This is a genomic window from Psychrobacter sp. AOP3-A1-26 (genome assembly GCF_052378235.1).
Classification (GTDB): domain Bacteria; phylum Pseudomonadota; class Gammaproteobacteria; order Pseudomonadales; family Moraxellaceae; genus Psychrobacter.
Genome location: NZ_JBQSXN010000017.1, coordinates 22,845 through 45,203 on the forward strand (window position 1 = coordinate 22,845; position 22,359 = coordinate 45,203).

Annotated in this window: 19 protein-coding genes; 17 read left to right on the forward strand and 2 right to left on the reverse strand. The window is 45.2% G+C overall.

What is annotated here, in order from left to right:
• Positions 1–115: 115 nt before the first annotated feature.
• From ndhC to ACT3TU_RS04925, 14 genes are all read left to right on the forward strand, one after another.
• The gene (ndhC, locus tag ACT3TU_RS04860; protein ID WP_192523265.1) at positions 116–739 is read left to right on the forward strand and encodes an NADH-quinone oxidoreductase subunit A; all 624 of its coding nucleotides are present in this window, start codon (positions 116–118) and stop codon (positions 737–739) included.
• A gap of 121 nt (positions 740–860) precedes the next feature.
• Positions 861–1,529: a NuoB/complex I 20 kDa subunit family protein gene (locus ACT3TU_RS04865; RefSeq protein WP_021813431.1), complete on the forward strand. Its 669-nt coding sequence runs from the start codon at positions 861–863 to the stop codon at positions 1,527–1,529.
• 164 nt (positions 1,530–1,693) lie between these two features.
• Entirely contained in the window at positions 1,694–3,469 is a 1,776-nt protein-coding gene (gene nuoC / locus ACT3TU_RS04870) for an NADH-quinone oxidoreductase subunit C/D (RefSeq protein ID WP_192523266.1), read from the forward strand.
• 202 nt (positions 3,470–3,671) lie between these two features.
• Entirely contained in the window at positions 3,672–4,181 is a 510-nt protein-coding gene (gene nuoE, locus ACT3TU_RS04875) for an NADH-quinone oxidoreductase subunit NuoE (RefSeq protein WP_192523267.1), read from the forward strand.
• Positions 4,178–5,602 (forward strand): NADH-quinone oxidoreductase subunit NuoF, encoded by a 1,425-nt coding sequence (nuoF, locus tag ACT3TU_RS04880; RefSeq protein ID WP_192523268.1) that lies wholly within the window; start codon positions 4,178–4,180, stop codon positions 5,600–5,602. The genes nuoE and nuoF overlap by 4 nt, the downstream gene beginning before the upstream one ends.
• 10 nt (positions 5,603–5,612) lie before the next feature.
• Positions 5,613–8,753: an NADH-quinone oxidoreductase subunit NuoG gene (gene nuoG, locus ACT3TU_RS04885; RefSeq protein ID WP_444784076.1), complete on the forward strand. Its 3,141-nt coding sequence runs from the start codon at positions 5,613–5,615 to the stop codon at positions 8,751–8,753.
• Positions 8,754–8,802: 49 nt separating this feature from the next.
• Positions 8,803–9,804, forward strand: coding sequence for an NADH-quinone oxidoreductase subunit NuoH (nuoH, locus tag ACT3TU_RS04890; RefSeq protein ID WP_192523276.1), 1,002 nt, complete (start codon positions 8,803–8,805; stop codon positions 9,802–9,804).
• Positions 9,805–9,881: 77 nt separating this feature from the next.
• Positions 9,882–10,430: an NADH-quinone oxidoreductase subunit NuoI gene (nuoI, locus tag ACT3TU_RS04895; protein ID WP_225735216.1), complete on the forward strand. Its 549-nt coding sequence runs from the start codon at positions 9,882–9,884 to the stop codon at positions 10,428–10,430.
• Entirely contained in the window at positions 10,427–11,173 is a 747-nt protein-coding gene (nuoJ, locus tag ACT3TU_RS04900; protein ID WP_192523270.1) for an NADH-quinone oxidoreductase subunit J, read from the forward strand. Before nuoI ends, nuoJ begins: the two co-directional genes overlap by 4 nt.
• 98 nt (positions 11,174–11,271) lie before the next feature.
• Positions 11,272–11,580, forward strand: coding sequence for an NADH-quinone oxidoreductase subunit NuoK (gene nuoK, locus ACT3TU_RS04905; protein ID WP_192523278.1), 309 nt, complete (start codon positions 11,272–11,274; stop codon positions 11,578–11,580).
• A 4-nt stretch (positions 11,581–11,584) separates the two neighbouring features.
• The gene (gene nuoL / locus ACT3TU_RS04910; RefSeq protein WP_444784077.1) at positions 11,585–13,459 is read left to right on the forward strand and encodes an NADH-quinone oxidoreductase subunit L; all 1,875 of its coding nucleotides are present in this window, start codon (positions 11,585–11,587) and stop codon (positions 13,457–13,459) included.
• A gap of 1 nt (position 13,460) precedes the next feature.
• Positions 13,461–15,086: an NADH-quinone oxidoreductase subunit M gene (gene nuoM, locus ACT3TU_RS04915; protein ID WP_444784078.1), complete on the forward strand. Its 1,626-nt coding sequence runs from the start codon at positions 13,461–13,463 to the stop codon at positions 15,084–15,086.
• A gap of 3 nt (positions 15,087–15,089) precedes the next feature.
• The gene (nuoN, locus tag ACT3TU_RS04920; protein ID WP_444784079.1) at positions 15,090–16,568 is read left to right on the forward strand and encodes an NADH-quinone oxidoreductase subunit NuoN; all 1,479 of its coding nucleotides are present in this window, start codon (positions 15,090–15,092) and stop codon (positions 16,566–16,568) included.
• 309 nt (positions 16,569–16,877) lie between these two features.
• Positions 16,878–17,720: a ferredoxin--NADP reductase gene (locus tag ACT3TU_RS04925; protein WP_444784080.1), complete on the forward strand. Its 843-nt coding sequence runs from the start codon at positions 16,878–16,880 to the stop codon at positions 17,718–17,720.
• A 56-nt stretch (positions 17,721–17,776) separates the two neighbouring features.
• On the opposite strand, the gene ACT3TU_RS04930 is transcribed toward ACT3TU_RS04925, so the two are convergent.
• Positions 17,777–18,559 carry a hypothetical protein gene (locus tag ACT3TU_RS04930; RefSeq protein WP_444784083.1) on the reverse strand — a complete coding sequence of 261 codons (783 nt, stop codon included), beginning with the start codon at positions 18,557–18,559 and terminating at the stop codon, positions 17,777–17,779.
• A gap of 283 nt (positions 18,560–18,842) precedes the next feature.
• Between ACT3TU_RS04930 and ACT3TU_RS04935 the strand changes: the two genes are divergently transcribed.
• The 3 genes from ACT3TU_RS04935 to ACT3TU_RS04945 all read left to right on the forward strand — a co-directional run bounded on the left by ACT3TU_RS04935 (position 18,843) and on the right by ACT3TU_RS04945 (position 21,919).
• Positions 18,843–19,727 carry an energy transducer TonB gene (locus ACT3TU_RS04935; RefSeq protein ID WP_192524945.1) on the forward strand — a complete coding sequence of 295 codons (885 nt, stop codon included), beginning with the start codon at positions 18,843–18,845 and terminating at the stop codon, positions 19,725–19,727.
• Between the two features lie 162 nt (positions 19,728–19,889).
• Positions 19,890–20,984, forward strand: a complete 1,095-nt coding sequence (locus ACT3TU_RS04940; RefSeq protein ID WP_444784081.1) for an RNA-guided endonuclease InsQ/TnpB family protein — start codon at positions 19,890–19,892, stop codon at positions 20,982–20,984.
• A 59-nt stretch (positions 20,985–21,043) separates the two neighbouring features.
• Entirely contained in the window at positions 21,044–21,919 is an 876-nt protein-coding gene (locus tag ACT3TU_RS04945) for a mechanosensitive ion channel family protein (RefSeq protein WP_192523795.1), read from the forward strand.
• Positions 21,920–22,067: 148 nt separating this feature from the next.
• On the opposite strand, the gene ACT3TU_RS04950 is transcribed toward ACT3TU_RS04945, so the two are convergent.
• On the reverse strand, positions 22,068–22,359 hold a 292-nt coding region (locus tag ACT3TU_RS04950; RefSeq protein ID WP_444784082.1), incomplete at its 5' end, for a transposase.

Genomic DNA, 22,359 nt, shown 5'->3' on the forward strand with positions numbered 1-22,359 from the left:
TCAATGACAGTTACTTTGTGTTTTCGTCTGCGTTAAACTAGTCGCTAGAGCACCTTTAATAGGTGAGTACTCGCACTGCGTTTAACACTCGATTGGGTGAGGAGCACGTATTATCATGTCTGCTTTTAATTGGTCAGCAATCGCTTTCATCTTAGCCGCCATTGGGCTAGTCATTTTTATGCTGGTCGTTCCACGCTTGCTTGGCGGTCGCTCTCAAGGCTTACAAAAAGAAGAAATATTTGAAGCGGGTGTTGTCGGATCTGGCAACGCCCGTATTCGTTTGTCTGCCAAATTCTATTTGGTGGCGATTTTCTTTGTTATCTTTGATTTAGAAGCACTCTACTTATATGCCTACGCCGTTTCGGTACGTGAAACGGGCTGGCTCGGCTTTGCGACAGCAGCGACCTTTATCATCGATTTATTGATTGGTTTGGTCTATGCCTTGAGCTTGGGTGCCCTGAACTGGTCACCTGCAGATAAACTTCGCAAAAAAGCCCGTTTATATGCGGCGCCGGCAGGTTTCAATTTGGCAGACATTACCCAGTTTGATGGTGTTGATGAGCTGATGGTTGACCCGACGGGCAAAATACCTGCGCAGTCTTCAGGACAGATTAACGTTTCAAACAATATTGAAACCAATCGTCGTCATCTACAAAATATCGATCATATTAATATTACCGGTAATGTAACGACTGTAGATTTTGCGGCGTCTGCACAGCCCGATAACGCTGCACGTTGATGGTCTTTAGTAGATATATCAATAGTTAATCGTAAAAATTATTTAATAATAGCAGTTAAGGCCATAGCGAGGGCAAGATGATTGCCGCGCCGTGCCTATATAAATATAAAGGTTGTATGTTATGAAATACACACTAACAAAAGCCAACCCTGATGCAGATACCTATCCTGCACAGACCAGTCAAACGGTCAATGATCCTATCGAAGACGAAGTCAATAAAAACGTCTTTATGGGTCGCCTCGAAGACCTCGTTCATTCAACAGCAAACTGGGGGCGCAAGCACTCACTATGGCCATTTAACTTTGGTACTTCTTGCTGTTATGTCGAATATGCTACCACGCTAACGGCAGTTCACGATTTATCGCGCTTTGGTGCTGAGGTCATTCGAGCCTCACCGCGTCAGGCCGATGTGATGATTGTCGCTGGTACGTGCTTTGTTAAAATGGCCCCTGTTATTCAGCGCCTTTATGAGCAAATGCTTGAGCCAAAATGGGTCATTTCGATGGGTGCTTGCGCCAACTCGGGCGGCATGTATGATATCTATTCAGTGGTGCAAGGTGTGGATAAGATTATCCCAGTAGATGTTTATGTACCGGGCTGTCCGCCGCGTCCAGAAGCGTTGATTCAGGGTTTGATGTTATTACAAGAGTCCATTACTAAAGAGCGTCGTCCGCTGGGTATTCATGTCAATGAGCAGGGTATCTACCAGCCACAAATGACGCCTGAGCGTGACCGTAAGCAAGCGGATCGTATCGCGGTGAAAAACTTGCGTAGCCCAGACAGCATTTAAGCGCATAGGTTTAGATTGGTCGTTGCGTTTAGACTAGTAGTAGCCAGCTTAGTTAGTAGCCAGCTTAATGTTTTATGCGCGCATCACAGTGTAGCTATAATTAATCAATTATGATGAATTAGCTATGATGAATCAGTTATGATTAATGAAGGAATACATCATTCATGGTCACGGTAGTCGAAAATATAGATCCTAAGAGTAAACCTGTCCCAGCAGTTATCAAAGAGCTGGAGCATAAGTATGCCGGTAAGTTTGTCGTGCAGCATACGGTTGATGAGATTCCAACGGTTTGGGTGGCGCGTGCTGACTTATTAGACGTTCTCTTATACCTGCGTAAACTACCAAAACCTTATGTCATGCTATTTGACTTGTCAGCGATAGATGAGCGTTTGCGTCAGCATCGCCAAGGTCTACCTGACAGTGATTTTACGGTGTTTTATCATTTGATGTCGCTTGAGCGTAATAGTGATGTACGTATTAAAGTCGCGCTGAGTGAAGATGATTTAAACGTTCCGAGTGCGACCAAGATTTGGCCAAATGCCAACTGGTACGAGCGTGAAGTGTGGGATATGTTCGGGATTGTTTTTACTGGCCATCCACATTTAACCCGTATCTTATTGCCTAAATATTGGGAAGGTCATCCTCTGCGTAAAGAATATCATGCGCGTGCGACTGAGTTTACCCCGTACTTCCTAAATACTGCTAAACAACAATACGAGCAAGAAAACTTGCGCTTTGTCCCAGAAGAGTGGGGCATGAAGCGTTCAGGCCGTGATGAGGACTTTATGTTCTTGAACATTGGTCCTAACCATCCATCGGCTCATGGTGCGTTCCGTTTGGTGCTACAGCTTGATGGCGAAGAAATCGTCGACTGTATCCCCGATATCGGCTATCACCATCGCGGCGCAGAAAAGATGGCTGAGCGCCAAACATGGCATTCATTTATTCCTTATACCGACCGCATTGACTATCTTGGCGGTGTGATGAATGAGCTACCGTACATCATGTCGGTCGAAAAGCTGGCCGGTATTACCATTCCACCGCGCGCTGAAACCATCCGCGTAATGATGAGCGAGTTTTTTCGCATTACCAATAACTTGCTATTTGTCGGTACCTTCATTCAGGATGCGGGCGGTATGACGCCAGTATTCTATGCGTTTACCGATCGTCAAAAAGCCTATGACGTCATCGAAGCGGTGACCGGTTATCGTATGCATCCTGCTTGGTTCCGTATCGGCGGTACAGCGCACGATTTACCACGCGGCTGGCAACGTTTGGTCCGTGAGTTTTTAGAGTGGCTACCAAAACGCTTGGATGAGTATGTCAAGGCGGCGCTACAGAACAGTGTGCTTAAAGGCCGTACCCAAGGGGTTGCGCAGTATAATACCAAGCAAGCATTGGCATGGGGTGTCACTGGTACAGGCTTACGGGCGACGGGTTTGGATTTTGATCTGCGTAAAGCACGTCCGTATATGGGCTATGAGAATTACGACTTTGAAGTGCCTATCGGCTATAACGGTGATGCTTATGATCGCTGTATGGTGAAAATCGAAGAGATGCGCCAGTCGTTACGTATCATCCGTCAATGTATGGATAATATGCCGCAAGGTCCTTATAAGGCTGATCATCCACTGGCAGTACCACCGCCAAAAGACCGTACTTTAAATGATATTGAGACCTTGATTAATCACTTTATCTCCGTATCTTGGGGTCCTGTGATGCCAGCGGGCGAGTGCACCACTATCGTCGAAGCGACCAAAGGTCTAAACAGTTATTACATCACCTCAGACAAAGCGACGATGAGCTATCGTACCCGTATTCGCACCCCGACATTTGCACATTTACAGCAGATGCCATCGGTCATTAATGGCTCGCTGGTCTCTGATGCCATTATGTATTTGGCGTCGATTGATATTGTGATGGCGGATTGTGACCGTTAGAGCATTTGTGATTATGAGTTTAATGGTTAGTTTAATAAGATTAGAATTTTTTAGGGTGATAAGCGAATAGCTATAAACCTATAAAAGTTAAAAAGTAAGACAAGTTCATTAACATGTTATCGCCAAACTGGCACACCAAAACGCTGTTGGCGCGCGACGAGCGCAACCTAAACAGTGGGCTGAGTGAGGAAAGAAAAAGATTATGAGAATTGTTTCCGATAAAATGCCAAAAGTAGATGTGGCAAGTATCTTAACCGCTGAAGAAATTGCGGCCATTCGTGAATATATGCATCATTATCCCCATCCGCGGGCAGCGTCTTTAGATGCACTAAAGATTGTGCAAAAGCGTAACGGCTGGGTTGATGATGCACAAGTCAATGCTATTGCTAATATTTTAAATGTGCCTATGACCGATATGGATGGGGTAGCAACCTTCTTTAACCGTATCTATCGTCAGCCAGTCGGTCGTCATGTCATTTTAATTTGTGATTCTGTGGCTTGCTATCTGACAGGCTATGAAGCGCTGGCGGCTGAATTAAAATCGCAGCTAGGCATCGACTACGGTCAAACGACGTCTGACGGTCGCTTTACGCTATTGCCGATTTGCTGTTTGGGTAATTGTGACAAAGGTCCTGCGGTGTTGATTAATGAAGACACTTATGGTCCTGTCCAACCCACCGAGGTCGCCCAATTGTTGGAGCTATACGCATGAGTTTAACGATTACAGAGCAGATCGCTCGTCGCGGTCAAGGCAAAGCGCCAAGCCAATTAAATGAGCAGCGCATCCCAGTATATGGTGATAAAGAAACGGCGACCAGCGAAACCAAACCATTGACATGGCGTTTGGCGCATCATGACACAGTATTGGATTTAGCAACTTATGAATCACTGCGTGGTTTTGAAGCATTAAAAATAGCCTTAAACCAATCGCCAGATGATACGTTGAATACCATTAAAGAAGCCGTGGTAAAAGGTCGCGGTGGTGCAGGTTTCCCAGCAGGTATTAAGTGGTCGCTGATGGCACCACCTGATGGCGGTCCACGTTATTTGGTTTGTAATGCCGATGAGATGGAGCCGGGTACCTTTAAAGACCGTTTGCTGATGGAACGTCTGCCCCTACAACTTATCGAAGGTATGTTGATATCAGCTTATGCGATTGGTGCAACCGCTGGTTATATCTTTATTCGCGGTGAGTACATCTTAGCAGCGGAGCGTCTAACTGCGGCTCTTGAAGAATTGCGTGCCAATAACTTGGTCGGCGATAACATCTTAGGCTCAGACTTTAGCTTTGATTTACACGTCCATACCGGTGCCGGTCGCTATATTTGCGGTGAAGAAACGGCGCTATTGAATGCTTTAGAGGGTCGCCGCGCTAATCCACGCACTAAGCCACCATTCCCGCAAGTTGCTGGAGCATGGGGTCGTCCAACGATCGTGAATAATGTAGAAACTTTGCATAACGTCTCAGCCATTATTTTACACGGTAGCAAATGGTATCAAGACCTGCCAAAAGCCAAAGGCGTGGTCGAAACCCCAGGCACTAAGCTATTTGGTTGCTCGGGTTTGGTCAATGACCCCGGTCTATGGGAGCTACCATTCGGTTATACGGCGCGTGAAATTATCGAAGACTTTGCGGGTGGTATGATCGAGGGCAAAAAGCTTAAAGCATGGCTTCCTGGTGGCGCATCAACCGACTTTTTGACCGCTGATCATTTAGATACGGTCGTTGACTTTGACACCATTCAAAAAGCCGGTAGCCGTATGGGGACTGGGCTGATTATGGTCGTCGATGAAGAGCAAGATATGGTGCCATTATTGCGCAATCTTGAGATTTTCTTCCAACGTGAATCGTGCGGCTGGTGTACGCCATGCCGTGATGGTCTACCGTGGGGTGTCAAACTGCTCACCGCTATCAATGATGGTGAAGGTCAAGTGGGCGATGTCGAGAAACTAGAAGGTCTAACGCGTGACTTATGGATTGGTAAAACCTTCTGTGCCCATGCTCCAGGTGCGATGGAACCTCTGATGAGTGCGATTAAATATTTCCGTCCAGAATTTGATCAAAAAATCACGCAGGCGGTTGGTGTAGATGTCATTGATGCTGCAGCCAATCAACAGCCAGTAGTGAAATAAGGAGAGCGGCATGGCAGTCATACATATTGATGGAACCACTGTCGAAGTAGATAGCGCAGATAACTTGCTTCAAGCTTGTTTATCACTTGGCATTGATGTGCCGTATTTTTGTTATCACCCAGCCTTAGGTTCAGTAGGCTCTTGCCGTCTGTGTGCGGTTAAGCAATATCAAAACAAAGAAGATATGGAAGCAGGTCGTGGTCGCTTAGTGATGTCATGCATGGTCGCACCAGGCGATGACATGTACATCTCAGTGACTGACGATGAGGCCAAAGCGTTCCGTAAGTCGATGGTTGAGCTATTGATGGTGAACCATCCGCATGATTGTCCAACCTGTGAAGAGGGTGGGCATTGTCATTTACAAGACATGACGTATATGTCGGGTCATCATCGTCGTCGCTATCGTTTCACCAAGCGCACCCACCATAACCAAGAGCTTGGTCCCTTTATTGCCCATGAAATGAACCGTTGTATCGCTTGCTACCGCTGTGTACGTTTTTATAAAGACTACGCGGGTGGTGAAGATTTAGGCGTTTATGGTACAAACGAGCGGGTTTATTTTGGTCGCGATAAAGACGGTCAGTTCGAAAGTGAATTCTCAGGTAACTTAACCGAAGTGTGCCCAACCGGTGTATTTACCGATAAAACGCACTCTGAACGTTATAACCGTAAGTGGGATATGCAGTACGCGCCAAGTATCTGTCATGGTTGCTCAGCAGGTTGTAACATTTCGCCAGGTGAGCGTTATGGTGAATTGCGCCGTATCGAAAACCGCTACAATGGTGAAGTAAACCGTTATTTCTTATGTGATCGCGGTCGTTTTGGTTATGGTTATGTCAATCGTGAAGACCGTCCAACCCAAGCGCTTGAGCGTATCAATGACAAGCATGTCAAAATCAACATCGATTATGCCCTTGATGAAACCATTAAGCGTATTAAAGATAAAAAAGTCATCGGTATTGGCTCTCCACGCGCCAGTTTAGAGACTAACTTTGCGCTAAAAAATCTGGTTGGCTTTGATAACTTCTCAACGGGTCTTAATCATCAGCAGCAAGCACTGGTCAACAAATGTATTGAAGTATTGAGTACTGAGGGTATTTATAACCCCGGCATGGCTGATATTGAAAGCCACGATGCAGTATTGGTGTTGGGTGAAGATATTACTCAAACCTCATCGCGTGTGGCGTTATCGATTCGTCAAGCAGCAAAAAATGAAGCCATTAAAATGGCCGCTGCTGCGAAAACGCAACCATGGTTGGCTGAGCCAGTCAAACGCATTGGTCAAGGCGCACAAAGTCCGGTATACGTCATCGATGTCACCCAAACCAAACTCGAAGACATTAGCAAAGTCAGCGTGGTTGCAACACCTGAAGATATTACTAAACTTGGTTTTAAAGTGGCTGATGAAATTGCCAGTTTTGCCGATGATTTATTGGAAATAGTAGATCCACAGACAGCAGAACAAGATGCTGAAATGGATGGTATGCAAGTACTGGCGCAGCAAATCGCTTATGACTTGATACAAGCCGATAAGCCTTTGGTGGTCTCGGGCAGCAGTTTGTCGTCTACTGCTTTGATAGAAGCGGCGGCGCAAATTACCCAAGTACTAAGCCAAAAGCGCAGCGCCATTAAAGCCACTGAGCAGCAGCAAGTTGATACGCATAATGAACAGGTACGTGCTGCCGAAGCACAAGCAGCAACTGCTCAGCAAACAGAAGATAAAGATTTGTCTGCTAAGCCAGAAAAACCTGAAACTGGCGTTGATACAGAAGCGCAAGACGACGTTGAGCGTGAGCCTGCTGACAGTAGTGAGTTAAAAAAAGACAGCCTTGAGCTCAAAGAAAATAGTCTTGAGCTCAAAGAAGTGAATAAGAAATATCATGCGCAAGCAGGGATTTACTTAGCAGTTCCCGATGCCAATAGTATTGGGGTATGTCTGCTTGGCGGTCAATCCGTAGAAGAGCTGTTGGCGACTGATTTTGATGTGGTCATAGTCGCTGAAAACCAGCTGACTGATGCTATCGATGCCAATAAGTTGACCCAGCTATTGACTGATAAAACCGTCATTGCCTTGGATCATCAGCTACTTGATTGGCACAAAGATGTCGATATCGTACTACCAGCGGCAAGCTTTGCCGAAGCAGACGGCACATTGGTATCTGCCGAAGGCCGTGCGCAGCGTTTCTTCCAAGTTTATGACAATGAATACTACCATCCGATGAGCAGTATTAAAGAAGGCTGGCGCTGGCTACACGCCGTGCATAGCAGCATTGAAGGCCGTGATGTCGACTGGACGCAGCTTGATGATGTAATCAATGCGCTAATAGCGACGCATCCTAAGCTTGCTGGTATCAAAGGTGCAGCACCTGATGCGGACTACCGCATGAACGGGCTGAAAATTGCCCGTCAGCCGCGTCGCTATTCAGGTCGTACCGCCATGCGTGCGCCGATATCTGTCCATGAGCCGATGCAGCCAAAAGATTTAGATACTGGTTTAACTTTTTCAATGGAAGGCTATAGCGGTAAACAAACGCCAAGCTCTATGATTCCTTTTGCCAGTGCGGCAGGTTGGAATTCGCCACAAGCTTGGAATAAATACCAAGACAAAGTCGGTGGTCATCTCAAAAACGGAGATCCGGGTGTGCGTCTGTTCGATCAATTCGAGCGCCTAGCCACTCGTCAATATATTGCGCCAGAGGCAATGTCTGTGTCCACCACTGATATACAGCAAGGACAAGCAAAACTGGTGCCTATTTATAACCTTTATGCCAGCTCAATGATGGCATCACGTAGCCCAGTGGTTGCTGAGCAGCTCCCTGTTGCAGCATGGCGTATCGGTATCGACGATGCCAAAGACTGGAGTATTGCTGCAGGTGATTACTTAGCGATTGAGATTGATAATCAACAAATCACACTGCCAGTTCAACTCGTTGGTTACTTAGCAGAAGGCTGTATCGGCTATCCCGTTGGGCAGGTGGATATTATCCATCCCATGATGCCAGCGTCGGTACGCAAAGTTGATGCGCCAGTGACCATGATGGGTAGTATGGCCGATGACGGTTCTTTGATAGCCAATAATGCTGGTAACAGCATGGACGATAACCGCGCAACACCAGTAAGTGTAGCGCCGACCACCACACAGGAGGTGTAATATGCAAGTTACCCGTATTATCCCTGATGTGCCAAGCTTTTTGGCGAGTATGATGACCTATGATACGTGGTCAATACTATTTTTGGTCGTGCAATCGCTGGTTATCTTTTTAGTCGTTGTGATAGTCGCCGCTTTAATGATTGTCTATGAGCGCCGTATGCTAGCGCTTTGGCAAGACCGTTATGGTCCAAACCGTGTCGGACCATTTGGCTCATTACAGCTGGTTGCGGATATGCTAAAAATCTTCTTCAAAGAAGATTGGACGCCAAAGTTCACCGATAAGTTTATGTTTACCTTGGCGCCGGCAGTTGCGATGTTTACTGCGCTGGCCTCATTTGCCATTATTCCTATCTCACCAACGCTTGGCGTGGCTGACTGGGATATCGGTATTTTGTTCTTCTTTGCCATGGCCGGTATTGCAGTCTACGCAGTGATGTTCGGTGGCTGGGCATCAGCGAATAAATTCTCGCTACTGGGTGGCCTACGTTCTGCTGCCCAAACGATCAGCTATGAAGTGTTCTTGGGTCTGTCGTTGATGGGTGTTGTGGCTTTGACGGGCTCGTTTAACTTGCGCGCGATTGTCGAAGCACAGGCTGATGGCTGGTATATTATTCCACAGTTTTTTGGATTCTTAACCTTTGTAATAGCAGGGGTGGCGGTAACGCACAGACATCCTTTTGACCAACCTGAAGCAGAGCAAGAGCTGGCCGAAGGTTACCATGTCGAATATTCTGGCATGAAGTTTGGTATGTTCTTTATTGGCGAATACGTCAACGTCGTCTTGATTTCAGCATTGATGACTTGCCTGTTTTTTGGTGGTTGGCTCGCGCCTTTTAATTTAAATATCCCATTTATTCCACCTGCTTTTTGGTTCATGATTAAAACATTATTCTTTATGACCATGTTTATTTTGGCACGCGGTTCGCTCATCCGTCCGCGCTACGATCAGGTGATGAATTTTGGCTGGAAAGTCTGCCTGCCGATAACCTTGATTAATTTATTGGTTACTGCCGCAGTAATTTTGATCTTTTCCCCGACCCCAATAACATAGTTTTGAACAGTTATTGGTAGTCATCAGTAATGATATTAATGATGGATTAGGGTAAAGATGATAAGGATAATAACCCCATGTTTCATAGCATAAAAAAGATTATCGTTGGTTTTTATACTATTATCCGCAGTATGTGGATGGTTAATAGCCATGCGATCAGGCCACGTGACACCATTCTTTATCCTGAAGTGCCGGTGCCAGTACCACCACGTTTTCGCGGACGTATTATATTGTCTCGTGACCCTGATGGTGATGAGCGCTGTGTTGCTTGTAACTTATGTGCGGTGGCCTGTCCGGTTGGCTGTATCTCGCTACAAAAAGCTGAGCGCGAAGATGGTCGCTGGTATCCAGAGTTTTTCCGGATTAACTTTTCACGCTGTATCTTTTGCGGATTGTGTGAAGAGGCGTGTCCAACGACAGCCATTCAAATGACCCCTGACTTTGAGTTGGGTGAATATAAACGCCAAGATTTGGTTTATGAAAAAGAGCATTTGCTGATTTCAGGACCAGGTAAATATCCCGATTATAACTATTATCGTGTGACGGGTATGGCGGTAGCGGACAAACCAAAAGGCGCAGCGCAAAACGAATCTGCACCGATTGATCTAAGGAGCTTGCTGCCATGATGAATATTTTAAACAACCCTGAATTGGCAGGGTTTTATTCACTTGCAGCTGTGGCAATATTTGCCAGTTTGCGCGTGATAATCCATGCCAATCCAGTCCATGCTATCTTATCGATGATTGTGTCGTTATTGGCCCTGTCAGGCATATTTTTTGTATTGGGCGCGCCATTCGCTGGTGCACTTGAGATTGTTGTCTATGCTGGTGCCATTATGGTGCTGTTCGTCTTTGTGATTATGATGCTCAATCTGGGCATGAGTAACGAGGAGCGCGAAGAGCGTTGGCTTGATGCTGGCACTTGGGCGATACCGACAGGGTTGACGCTTATTATCGCGGTTGTGCTGTATGCGATGATTGGGCTTAATCCTGACGAGACAGCCATGATTGGCGGGTCGACTATTTCGGCCAAAGCGGTCGGCACCGTGTTATTTACCAAATACGTTATGCTGGTAGAAGTGGCGGCTTTGCTATTATTAGGCGCTTTGGTTGCCGCGTATCATCTAGGTAAAACCTCTGTAGATGATGAGATAGTTGGCAATGACAGTCAAGATTTTCAGCCAAGTGTAGGAAGTATCAAGCAATATGACACTGTCAGCAAATATGATGACAGCACATATACAGATAGTGATGCGGTAAAAATGGCGGAACCTTACGAATATAAAGATGTTGACCCGCACGACTACGTTGGTAAGAAGGTAGGTATGCAGGTCGGTACTAAGAAAGTCACGCGCAAGGAGTCAGACTGATGGTACTAGCAGCGAGCGTGGCACAAGACGTGTCAAACGTGCCGTTTGCCCACGAGGTGGCAGGCTTAGTACAGCCTGTTGCTGAGGCGCAGAATGTACTGGGTATGATACCCATGAGCCATGGTTTAATTTTGGCAGGTATCTTATTTACGATTGGTCTGTGCGGTGTCATGGTACGGCGTAACTTCTTATTTATGCTGATGAGTCTTGAGATCATGATGAATGCGGCGGCACTAGCATTTGTGGTAGCAGGTAGTCGCTGGGTCGATCCAGATGGACAGATTATGTTTATCTTTATTTTGACCCTAGCAGCAGCAGAGGCCGCCATTGGTTTGGCAATATTATTGCGGTTTTATCATCAGCGTGGGCATCTCGATGTCGATAGCGCCAATGAGATGAAAGGATGATGTCATGAGTTTATTACCATTAACCTTTATATTCCCGCTCGTTGGCTTTTTGATTTTAGCCTTTATGCGCGACAAGTTAAGCGAGCAGGTGGCAGCGATTGTCGGTGTCGGTAGTATGCTGCTATCGGCATTATGTACGCTGGTGGTTAGTTATACTTTTTTGACCAGCAACCCCGCTGGTACGGTCGTAGAAATTCCGCTGTGGACATGGTTCCAAGTTGGGGATTTTGCGCCAAATTTTGGCTTAAGCTTTGATGGCTTAGCATTAACCATGACTGGTGTTATTACTGGTATTGGCTTTTTAATCCATCTGTTTGCCGCTTGGTATATGAAGGGCGACACAGGCTTTGCTCGTTTCTTTAGCTATATGAACTTGTTCGTCGCCAGTATGTTATTGCTGGTGTTGGCGGATAATTTATTCTTGCTATATCTCGGTTGGGAAGGCGTGGGTATCTGTTCCTACTTACTGATTGGTTTTTATTACCATGACCGCGCTAATGGTCGGGCAGCGATGAAAGCCTTTACCGTGACCCGTGTCGGCGATGTGTTCTTAGCCTTTGGTTTGTTCTTATTATTCCGTGAATTCGGTACGCTTAATATTCAAGAGATTATTACCCGTGCCCCAGAAATTTTTGATATCAATAACCCGACCATGATGCTGATCACCATGATGCTCGTTGGTGGTGCGATGGGTAAATCAGCGCAACTACCATTACATACATGGCTTGCTGATGCGATGGCTGGTCCGACGCCAGTATCGGCGCTCATTCACGCAGCAACGATGGTCACGGCAGGGGTTTATTTAATCGCCCGTCTGCATCCATTGTTTGAGCTGACCCCAGGTATCTTACTATATTGGGTTGGCGGTGTAGGGGCGTTGACGCTGGTCGTTGCTGGCTTTTGTGCGCTGGCACAGACCGATATTAAACGTATCCTTGCCTATTCAACCATGAGTCAAATTGGCTACATGTTCTTAGCACTCGGTGTTGGTGCGTGGCATGGCGCAATCTTCCACTTGATGACCCATGCTTTCTTTAAAGCCTTATTATTCTTATCATCAGGTGCGGTGATTCTTGCGGTTCACCATGAGCAAAACATCTTTAAGATGGGCGGTTTACGCAAAAAGATACCGTTGGTATTTTGGTGTTATATCGTCGGTGGCGGTGCACTTGCGGCGATACCTTGGGTCACTGTTGGTTTCTATTCTAAAGAAGCGATCCTTTGGGAAAGCTATGCAACTGGTCATCTAGTACTGTTCTATATGGGTGTATTCGGTGCTTTCTTAACCGCGCTTTATACCTTCCGTATGATTTGGATTGTGTTCTTTGGTGAAGAAAAAACCCCTGCGCATAAATTATCTGGCGTGTCATATTGGTTGCCGCTTACCGTGCTACTGGTGTTATCGACCGCGGTTGGTGCATGGATTACCCCACCATTACAAGGCGTATTGCCAGAGAGCGTTGGACATTTATTAGAAGTGGCCAATCAAGCGGATGGTAAGCACACGGCAGAGTATATCGCCATGGGTGCGATGCTGGCTGGTTTGATTATCGCGGCACTGTTATATGTTGTGGATAAAGGTCGACTGCTCACGAGCTTTAAGCGTTCGCGTATTGGTGGGGCGCTATATCACTGGTGCTACCATGGTATGGGCTTTGATGCGCTGTACGATATAATTTTTGTAAAACCCTTTTTGTTCATCGGCCGCTTATTTAAAGCCGACCCTATCGATAAAACGTGGCTCACCTTACCTAAGCTGGCTTCGGCGGGTAATAAGGTATTGTCTGCGACGCAAACAGGGTCACTTCGAGGTTATGCTGCAAGCTTTGGTTTGGGTATGGCTGTATTGCTAGTGCTGGTAATGATGACGGTGGTATAAGATGATAGAGTTACAACAAACGTGGATGCTACCAGCATTAATCGCAATTCCTTTTATTGCAGGGTTGCTATGTTGGCTGGTTGAGCGGTTTAATAAACGTTTACCGCGCTGGATTGCCTTGATTGGTATGATCTTGACCTTTGTATTGTCATTAGTATTATGGCAATACGGTGATTTTTCTGGCATGAGTAAGCAGGTGATTGCGCCAGATTCAAATGTGCCTTGGGTAGCTGAATTTATGGTGCCGTGGATACCAAGCTTTGGTATCAGCTTTCACTTAGCGATGGATGGTTTATCGCTGATGATGGTTGCGCTAACAGGGCTGCTCGGTATTGCCGCAGTGGCTTGTTCGTGGAATGAGATTCAACGCCGTGTTGGTTTCTTCCATTTGAACTTGCTATGGAGCTTAGGCGGGGTCATCGGTGTTTTCTTAGCTATTGATTTGTTCTTATTCTTCTTCTTTTGGGAGATGATGCTGGTTCCTATCTACTTCTTGATCGCGATTTGGGGTCATGATGTCGTTGGTAAAACCAAAGAATATGCAGCAACTAAGTTCTTTATTTATACCCAAGCGTCTGGGCTTATCATGCTCGTCGGTATCTTGGTATTAGTCATTATCAGCTACGCCCAAAAAGGGGTAGTGAGCTTTAACTATAATGATTTACTGGGTACGTCGCTCGGCGGTTGGGAATATCCCATCATGCTGTGCTTCTTTATTGGCTTTGCGGTTAAGTTACCGATTATTCCGTTTCATGGTTGGTTACCCGATGCGCATGCGCAGGCCCCAACCGCAGGTTCGGTGGATTTAGCGGGTGTTTTGATTAAGACCGCAGCTTATGGTTTGATTCGTTTTGTCTTACCACTGTTCCCAGCCGCATCACAAGATTTTGCGCCGATTGCCATGACTTTAGGTACGATTGGTATCTTTTATGGTGCATGGCTGGCCTTTATGCAGACCGATATGAAGCGCTTGCTCGCTTATACCAGTATCTCGCATATGGGCTTTGTGGTCTTAGCCATTTACGCCGGAACCTTACTCAGCTTGCAAGGCCTGATGATTCAAATGCTCGCGCATGGTTTAAGTTCAGCGGCACTGTTTATCATGGCAGGTCAGTTATATGAGCGTCTACATACGCGGGATCTAACCTTAATGGGTGGTATGTGGGGTCAGTTCCGTTATTATGCACCGATATTGATGTTCTTCTGTGCCGCCTTGCTGGGTATTCCAGGTACAGGTAACTTCATTGGCGAGTTTATGATTTTACTGGGTGCGTTTGCTCAATATCCAGTATTTGTGGTATTTGCAACGTTCAGTTTAGTACTAGCAGGGCTATACTCGCTTATTTTGATTCATCGCGCGTTGTTTGGTAAAAACAATATCGAAGCGATCGCTATGCAAGAAACCAAATTACACGGTTTGCCTGAGCGTCCATTAAAGGACTTGGGTAAGCGCGAGCTGTCGTTGTTATTGATGTTGGCAGCAGGCTTAGTCTGGCTCGGTCTATATCCACAGCCATTCCTTGATACGTCAAGTCATGCGATGCAGTGGATTAATAATGCTTATATATACAGTCAAGTAACACAAGTAGATGCATCGCAACTGCTTGATGCAATGGAGGCACGTTAAGTCATGAATGATATTACGATGAATGATTTGATGGGATTGCTGCCTTATGCACCACTCCTTGCCGTCGTCATAACGGTCTTGGTGGTTATGATTGCCATCGCCGTTAAACGCTCACATATTGTCACAGGGACGGTCACGGTCGTCGGCCTCAATATCGCGCTGTTTACTTTAATTGGGCAAATGACTGGTATTATAAATAGCGGCACTGTCCTGCCAAACGCTGAACAGTTATTTGTCATTGACAACTTTGCTCAGTTTAATATGGTGGTTATCTTTATCTGTGCGTTGGCTTGTTGTACGCTGTCTTATGCGTATCTGGCCGATCTAAAAGACAATAAAGATGAGCTATATTTGCTGATGTTGCTATCGACGATCGGTGCGCTACTGATGGTCAGTGCTCAGCATTTAGCGTCATTCTTTATGAGCTTAGAGATGCTGTCTATACCGCTGTATGGCATGCTGTCGTATACCTATATGCGCAACCGTTCGCTTGAGTCGGGGCTAAAGTACTTGGTACTATCAGCGACGGCATCGGCGACGTTACTGATGGGTATGGCGTTTATCTATGCAGAAGTAGGATCGTTGGCCTTTAAGCCGATTAGTATGGTATTGGGCGATGTTTTTGAGTCGCCACTACTGATACTTGGTGCGGCAATGATGATGTTCGGTATTGCCTTTAAACTGTCAGCTGCACCTTTTCATATGTGGACACCCGATGTTTACGAAGGGGCACCAGCACCGATTGCTACTTTCCTAGCATCGGCCACAAAAGTAGCGATGATGGCGCTGGCAGTTCGTTTCTTAATCGATACGTCTTTATTGGCATTGCCATCTATACAGATGTTATTGATGGTCATGGCCACCTTATCGATTTTGGTCGGTAACTTATTAGCCGTACGCCAAACCAGTCTCAAACGTCTATTGGGCTATTCTTCAATATCCCATATGGGTTATGTGTTGATCGTTATCGTCAGTATCGGTACGGCTGCTGATAGTATCTCTAGTATGTATATGGCGGTTTATGCCTTTACGTCTATCGGTGCCTTTGGCGTAGTGACGTTGATGTCGAGCCCTTACCGTTTGTCTGGTGAGGCAGATGAGTTGACGCATTATCAAGGACTGTTCTGGCGTCGCCCAGTATTGACTGCTGTCATGACTATTATGATGTTGTCATTGGCAGGTATTCCACTGACGGCAGGCTTTATTACCAAACTATTTGCGATTTTGGCTGCGGTACAAGGAACCAATTGGTTCTTGGCGGCAATGATTATCTTGGGTAGTGCTATTGGTTTATTCTATTACTTGCGCGTTATGCTCACGCTATTTAAACGTCCGAAACAGTTCATCGAGTTTGATGTTTCTGGTCAATGGGCTATCCGTACCGGCGGTATTATGGTAATTGCAGTGACAGCGATGATTATCTTCTTTGGTATCTTACCAAATAGTATGATTGAGTGGGCAAGCTTGGCTCGTATTTGGTAAATATAAAAAAGATAAGTAGTGGTATAGCCAGTCCTAAATAAAAGCAATACAAGTATTATAACGCGCTACTGGGATGAATTTTTCTTGCTTGTTGTGCCTACGCCGACAAAGGCTGCGAATAATTAATCCCAGTAGCGCTGTACTCTTTTAAAATTGGATCGACTATACGCTGATACGGCTACTCATCGGATGTTACGGTTAGAAAACCAAGATGCGCCCGCTTTATGATAAGCTTGGCGCATCTTTTTTGTTGGTACGTTCTAACTTTCTATAACAATAAATAGCAGTAAAATAGGGTGGTTAATTATTATGAGTGACAATATTCAAACGGTAACCGTGCTTAGCAAAACCACTTGGACACCAAACTTATTTAGCTTTACCGTCAGTCGTCCTGATAGTTTTAAGTTTACGGCGGGTCAATTTGTGCGTTTGGGCGTTAATCCCAGTCAGCTACAGTATTATAAGCAGCAAGCAGAAGTATCGGGTGCAGCCATGGAGGAGGTGGCTGATGAGGCATTGAACGAGGACATCTTTCGCGCTTATTCGATTGTCTCTTCGCCCTTTGATGAGGTGTTAGAATTCTTCTCTATCGTGATTCCGGATGGTGCATTTACCTCGCAGCTGCAACACCTGCAAGTAGGTGATGAGCTGCTACTTAATACCATGCCATTTGGGTTTTTAACCTTAGCCCGATATCAAAAACCTCTGCCAAAAGATTTATGGCTACTGGCGACTGGTACTGGACTAGCGCCATTTTTGTCCATGTTACAGGATTTGAAGACATGGGAAGATTATGAGCATATCGTATTGGCCTATAGCGCACGCTCGCTAGAAGAGTTGGCCTATATAGAAAAGATTCAAAGCTTGCAAGAAGATTTCGGTTCGTTGGTTGAGAGTCCAGCGAAGTTAACATTTATCCCAATCGTCACCCGTGAGCCTGTCAAGGGCGCACTGACAGAACGCCTGCCCAAGTTACTATTGGATGGTACGCTACAAGAGCGAGCTGGGGTAGCATTGGATATCGATAGCACGCATGCCATGCTGTGCGGTAACCCTGACATGGTAGAAGATACCAAAGAAGCGTTAAAAACCCTGGGTTTGGTAATGAATCGCCGAGGCGAAGGTAATATTGCAGTAGAGAATTACTGGTAGATGCATGGTTGGTTATAGCTATTACGTTTCATAAAAAATGTGATAGCTATAGCGTTTTAAACCTGACTTGGTTCAGTCGCGTCATCTATTGGATGGATAGGGCCTTGCATCAGCTCAGGCTCGTCTTCATCGCCGATGATGTCTTCATTGCTACTGCCCGCTAGTAAGTCACGATAATTAATTTGTGTTTTCAAAATCATTTGCTCTTCTTCAAGCTCGCCATAATTGACTTGGACTTTATGCAGAGTACTGATGATTTTTTTATTTTTCTTAAGCCAGCGATGGATATCCAGATAGATGACTTCATCTTTTGCGCGCGCGATATTGATATAAGACAGAATAAAGCCTAATGGGTCTTTTTTAAGGACGCTGTGATAGAACCAGATAAAAAGCTTGATACCTTGACGTTTGATAATGGACTCACAGCGTAGGTTTAACACATCGGTATACGTCTGCTGACCGAAGACAAAACGCTGTACATTGCGATCAAGCTGTACATGAATTAAGCTAAAGTTACTGGCCACTTCAATATAAATACCTGCCACATCAATCGTACAATATAAGCGAAACCAGTCATCGTGCATTTCAACGCGCAGCTCTAAGATGGCTTTGACATTGTCGGTGACGAATTTTTGCAGCGCATCGTTGACGTATTTTTGTGCAACAGGCAGCGCAAGCTCATCCTCAAACTTATCCGTTGTTTTATCATATATATTTTTGATAGATTGGGTGAGACGATCCCAACCACCACTAAATGATTCGTCGAAACGATAGCCGATATTCTCAAAAAACTCATCAAAATTATCAAAATTATCTGAATTATTCACGTTATCACTCATGTTATCAAAGCTACTCAAACTTATTATCCTTATAGTTATAGGGTCGTTATCTAGCAGCAGATGTAAACTTGCTGATACTATCGTTATAAAACAGTATATATCAAAAACGAGGCGGGCAAAATCATCCTCTATAACTAGGGCGTGTTGAATCTTACCGTATACAGTTATGCTAGCGACATAAATATATGTCATGCTATGATAGCGCCATCATGCATATTATCATAACGCTTATTAGCTGCAGCCTTTTTACTTATAAGCTCATATCTATTAGCTGAGACCCACTGTGGCCTATATTAAAGACTCGCAAAGTTATCATTTTTCGGCGCAAGCACCTAAGCGTAATTTTAGCTTGCCTGTGGCTGTCGTCATCGCTGTAGCAGTACACGTGCTGATAATTTTCGGTATCAGCTTTTCGATAGGAAAAGATCCTGCCTCGATGGTACAAGACGTAGCGAAGGCACTAACCGACAATATGCAGCCGAATGAAGATGCACAGTTTATTGCTAATGCCTCACAACAGGGCGGCGGTACGATAGAAGAGCAGCTAAGGCAAGAGAATGATCAGATTAGCTCATTGCCAGCTGAACAAATAAGTGAAACGCAAGATGTGATTAATCTACAGCGTCAAGTGCGTCAGCAGCGCTACCAAGAAAGCTATCTGCGTACTACGTTAAGCTGGCGCCAAGCGAGCGTCGAGTCGGATAACGATAGCAAACAAGCACAAGATGATACGATGTCGCAAGAAGAGCGACTGCGCAAACAAATCGCCACGCTTGAAGCGCAATTGTCTCAGCGTCAGCAAGTCTATGCCACCAAATCAAAAGTCGTGACCGTCGATAGTAATTCGACCACGCGCGGTGCTGCGGACTATATCAATACCTTTCGCGAGCATATCGAGCGTGTGGGCAACCTGCATTTCCCCGCGCAAGCGCGGGCGCAAAAAATCAATGGTGAAGTACGTCTGATGGTTATTATCAGTAGTGATGGTAGTATAAAAGCGATTCGTCTGCTTGAAAGCTCAAACTCAACCATCCTAGATGAAGCCGCCAAACAATCGGTCAGACAAGCGGCGCCGTTTGGTAAATTTACCAAAGACATGGGTGATATCGTTGAGTTGCGTTTGATACGCACTTTTCTTTATAGTGATAAAGTCACTGTCACTTATTAAGCGCATTCAATATATAGCTCATGAGCGCTAGCGATACCGCAAACAGATACCCAGATTTATCAAAAAGTGCTGTAAAACCACGTCTTTCTAGGGCGTGGATGTAAGGCATAAATAATACTAAATTCTGCTTGACTACTAAAGTGACTGAGCCACAATAAAACCATGAAAACACTCAAGTTACGCATCAAAGATAAACACGCTGACCAATTAAATGAATTGGCTGGTGCGGTTAATTTTGTGTGGAACTATGTGAATGATTTGAGTTTTAAGCACTTGCAGCGTACTGGTCATTTTTTCTCAGCGTATGACATGGCGGCCTATGTAAAAGGTAGTGGTGAGCTGCTAAATCTGCATAGCCAAACCTTACAAGCCATCACTGAAACCCATGCCAAGAGCCGCAAACAATTTAAAAAGGCCAAACTACACTGGCGCACAAATAACCCTAAAGCCAAGCGTAAAAGTTTAGGTTGGATTCCGTTTAAAAAGACTGCCATAAAATATCTAGGGGTCAAAAAAGCAGGAAAGAAAAGCCTAAAATCCACCATTCAATTTAGCCTAGCCAAAGGCAAGAAGCTGACCATTGACGTGTGGGACAGCTATAACCTAGCTCTCTACACCATCAATACTTGTGAGCTTGTGCAGGATAGTCGCGGTCTTTGGTATGCCTGTATCACCGTTAAAGAACATTCAAAAACAATCTGCGGTGTTAATCAGACTGGTATCGACTTAGGTTGTAAGGATTCAGCAACCGCTAGTAATGGCGAGGTCTTAGCCACCAAACTGACCCATAAATACGCCCCAAAATTAGGGCTTGCTCAGCGGGCTAAGAACAAAAAGCGCGTTCGTGCTATTCATGCCAAGATTAAGAACACACGTCAAGACTTAATTCATAAATTCACATCAAAGCTTGTCAAAGATAATAATGTGATCATCGTTGGCAAACTTCAATCAAAATCATTTACCTCAAGCAAACTAGCTAAGTCTGTCTATGACGCAGGTTGGTTTGAAATTAAGCGGCAACTGACCTATAAATGCGAGTACGCAGGTTGTCACTATGCTGAGGTTAATGAGCACTACACCACCCAAACTTGTTCGTGTTGCGGCTCACGCCAAAACAGTCCGAAAGGTAGAGCGGATCTTGGAATAAGAGAATGGTTTTGCGAGTGCGGTGTCACTCACGACCGCGATGTTAATGCGGCTAAAAACATTCTTGCGCTCGGGCTTGAGCGTCTAGCGGTAGGAATCCCCTCCGTTTAGGGAGGGGAGGAAGTCAAAACAAACAAATACAACACACAGCTATAAAATAAAGAGTCAGTATGGAATTTTTAGGTTTTACCATTGATGTTGCCACATTAACCAGTAATGCAATAGGTTTGGCAATCAAAGTGGCGTTAGCGTTACTAATATTCATTGTAGGGCGCTGGTTTGCCAAAAAAGCAGTAGGCATGGCTCATAAGGTCATGCTGCGTAGCCGCTTAGATGACACGGTGGCGAACTTTTTAGGACGCTTGATATATGGCGTGTTGCTCGTCATTGTGATTTTAGCCGCTCTTAGCAAAGTCGGGGTGCAAACCACTTCAGTGGTTGCCATCTTGGGTGGTGGTGCGGTTGCTATTGGTTTATCACTCAAAGATCAGCTGTCTAATTTTGCAGCTGGCATTATGATCATTACCTTTCGGCCGTTTGTACGTGGTGATTATGTACAAATTAGTAGCTATACCGGCACCGTTACGGAGATTACCTTAGTCAATACCCATCTGACGACGATAAATAATCACGATATCATCATTCCCAATAGCGATGTCTCGACGTCGGCTGTGCTCAATTATACAGCACTGCCCAACCGCCGCGTAGATATGACCATTCGTATTGGTTACGATGCTGATATCAAAACTGCCAAAAACATCATGCTGAAATTAGCCAATGATAATGAGATGGCTTTCACTGACCCTGAACCTATCGTCCGTGTGACGAACTTAGGGGAAAATTCAGTTGATTTGACCTTAAACGTTTGGACCACTAATAACGATTGGTGGTCGATGAATTGTGATTTACTTGAGTCGTTTAAATACGCACTAGAAGATCACGAAATCGACATTCCATTCCCGCAGCGCAGTGTCCATGTTAAAGGGTTGGAGCAGCTGGTTAATAATGCAGATAAATCACAGACACTGCCGCTAAGTAAAGACTAAATATAGTGCATTCAGTGTTAAAACGATACAGCGGGAATGGGATGAATTTTACGCGGCCTCTGTCGGCGTAGGCGCAGCAAGCCAGAAAAATTTATACCAGTTCCGCGTTGGAATATAACGTATCTGTTTTATTTGGAATCGACTATAGTCAGTTCAAAATAAAACTGTTATGGCCAGGACAAATATCATAAAACAATTTGGATAAATCATTTTCCATCCAGCCTTGGCGTAGAAACTTCACCTGAGCCCATTTTTTCTCGATAGGATTTAGGTCAGGGCTGTACGGCGGCAACCATAAAATACGATGGCCATGCCTGTTCAGTAATTTTTGGATACGTCTACTTTTGTGAAACCGAGCATTATCCATCACAATCACACATTTTGTTTTAAGACTTGAGATCAGTGTTTGTTTGCACCAGTCGTAAAATATACTGCTGTTA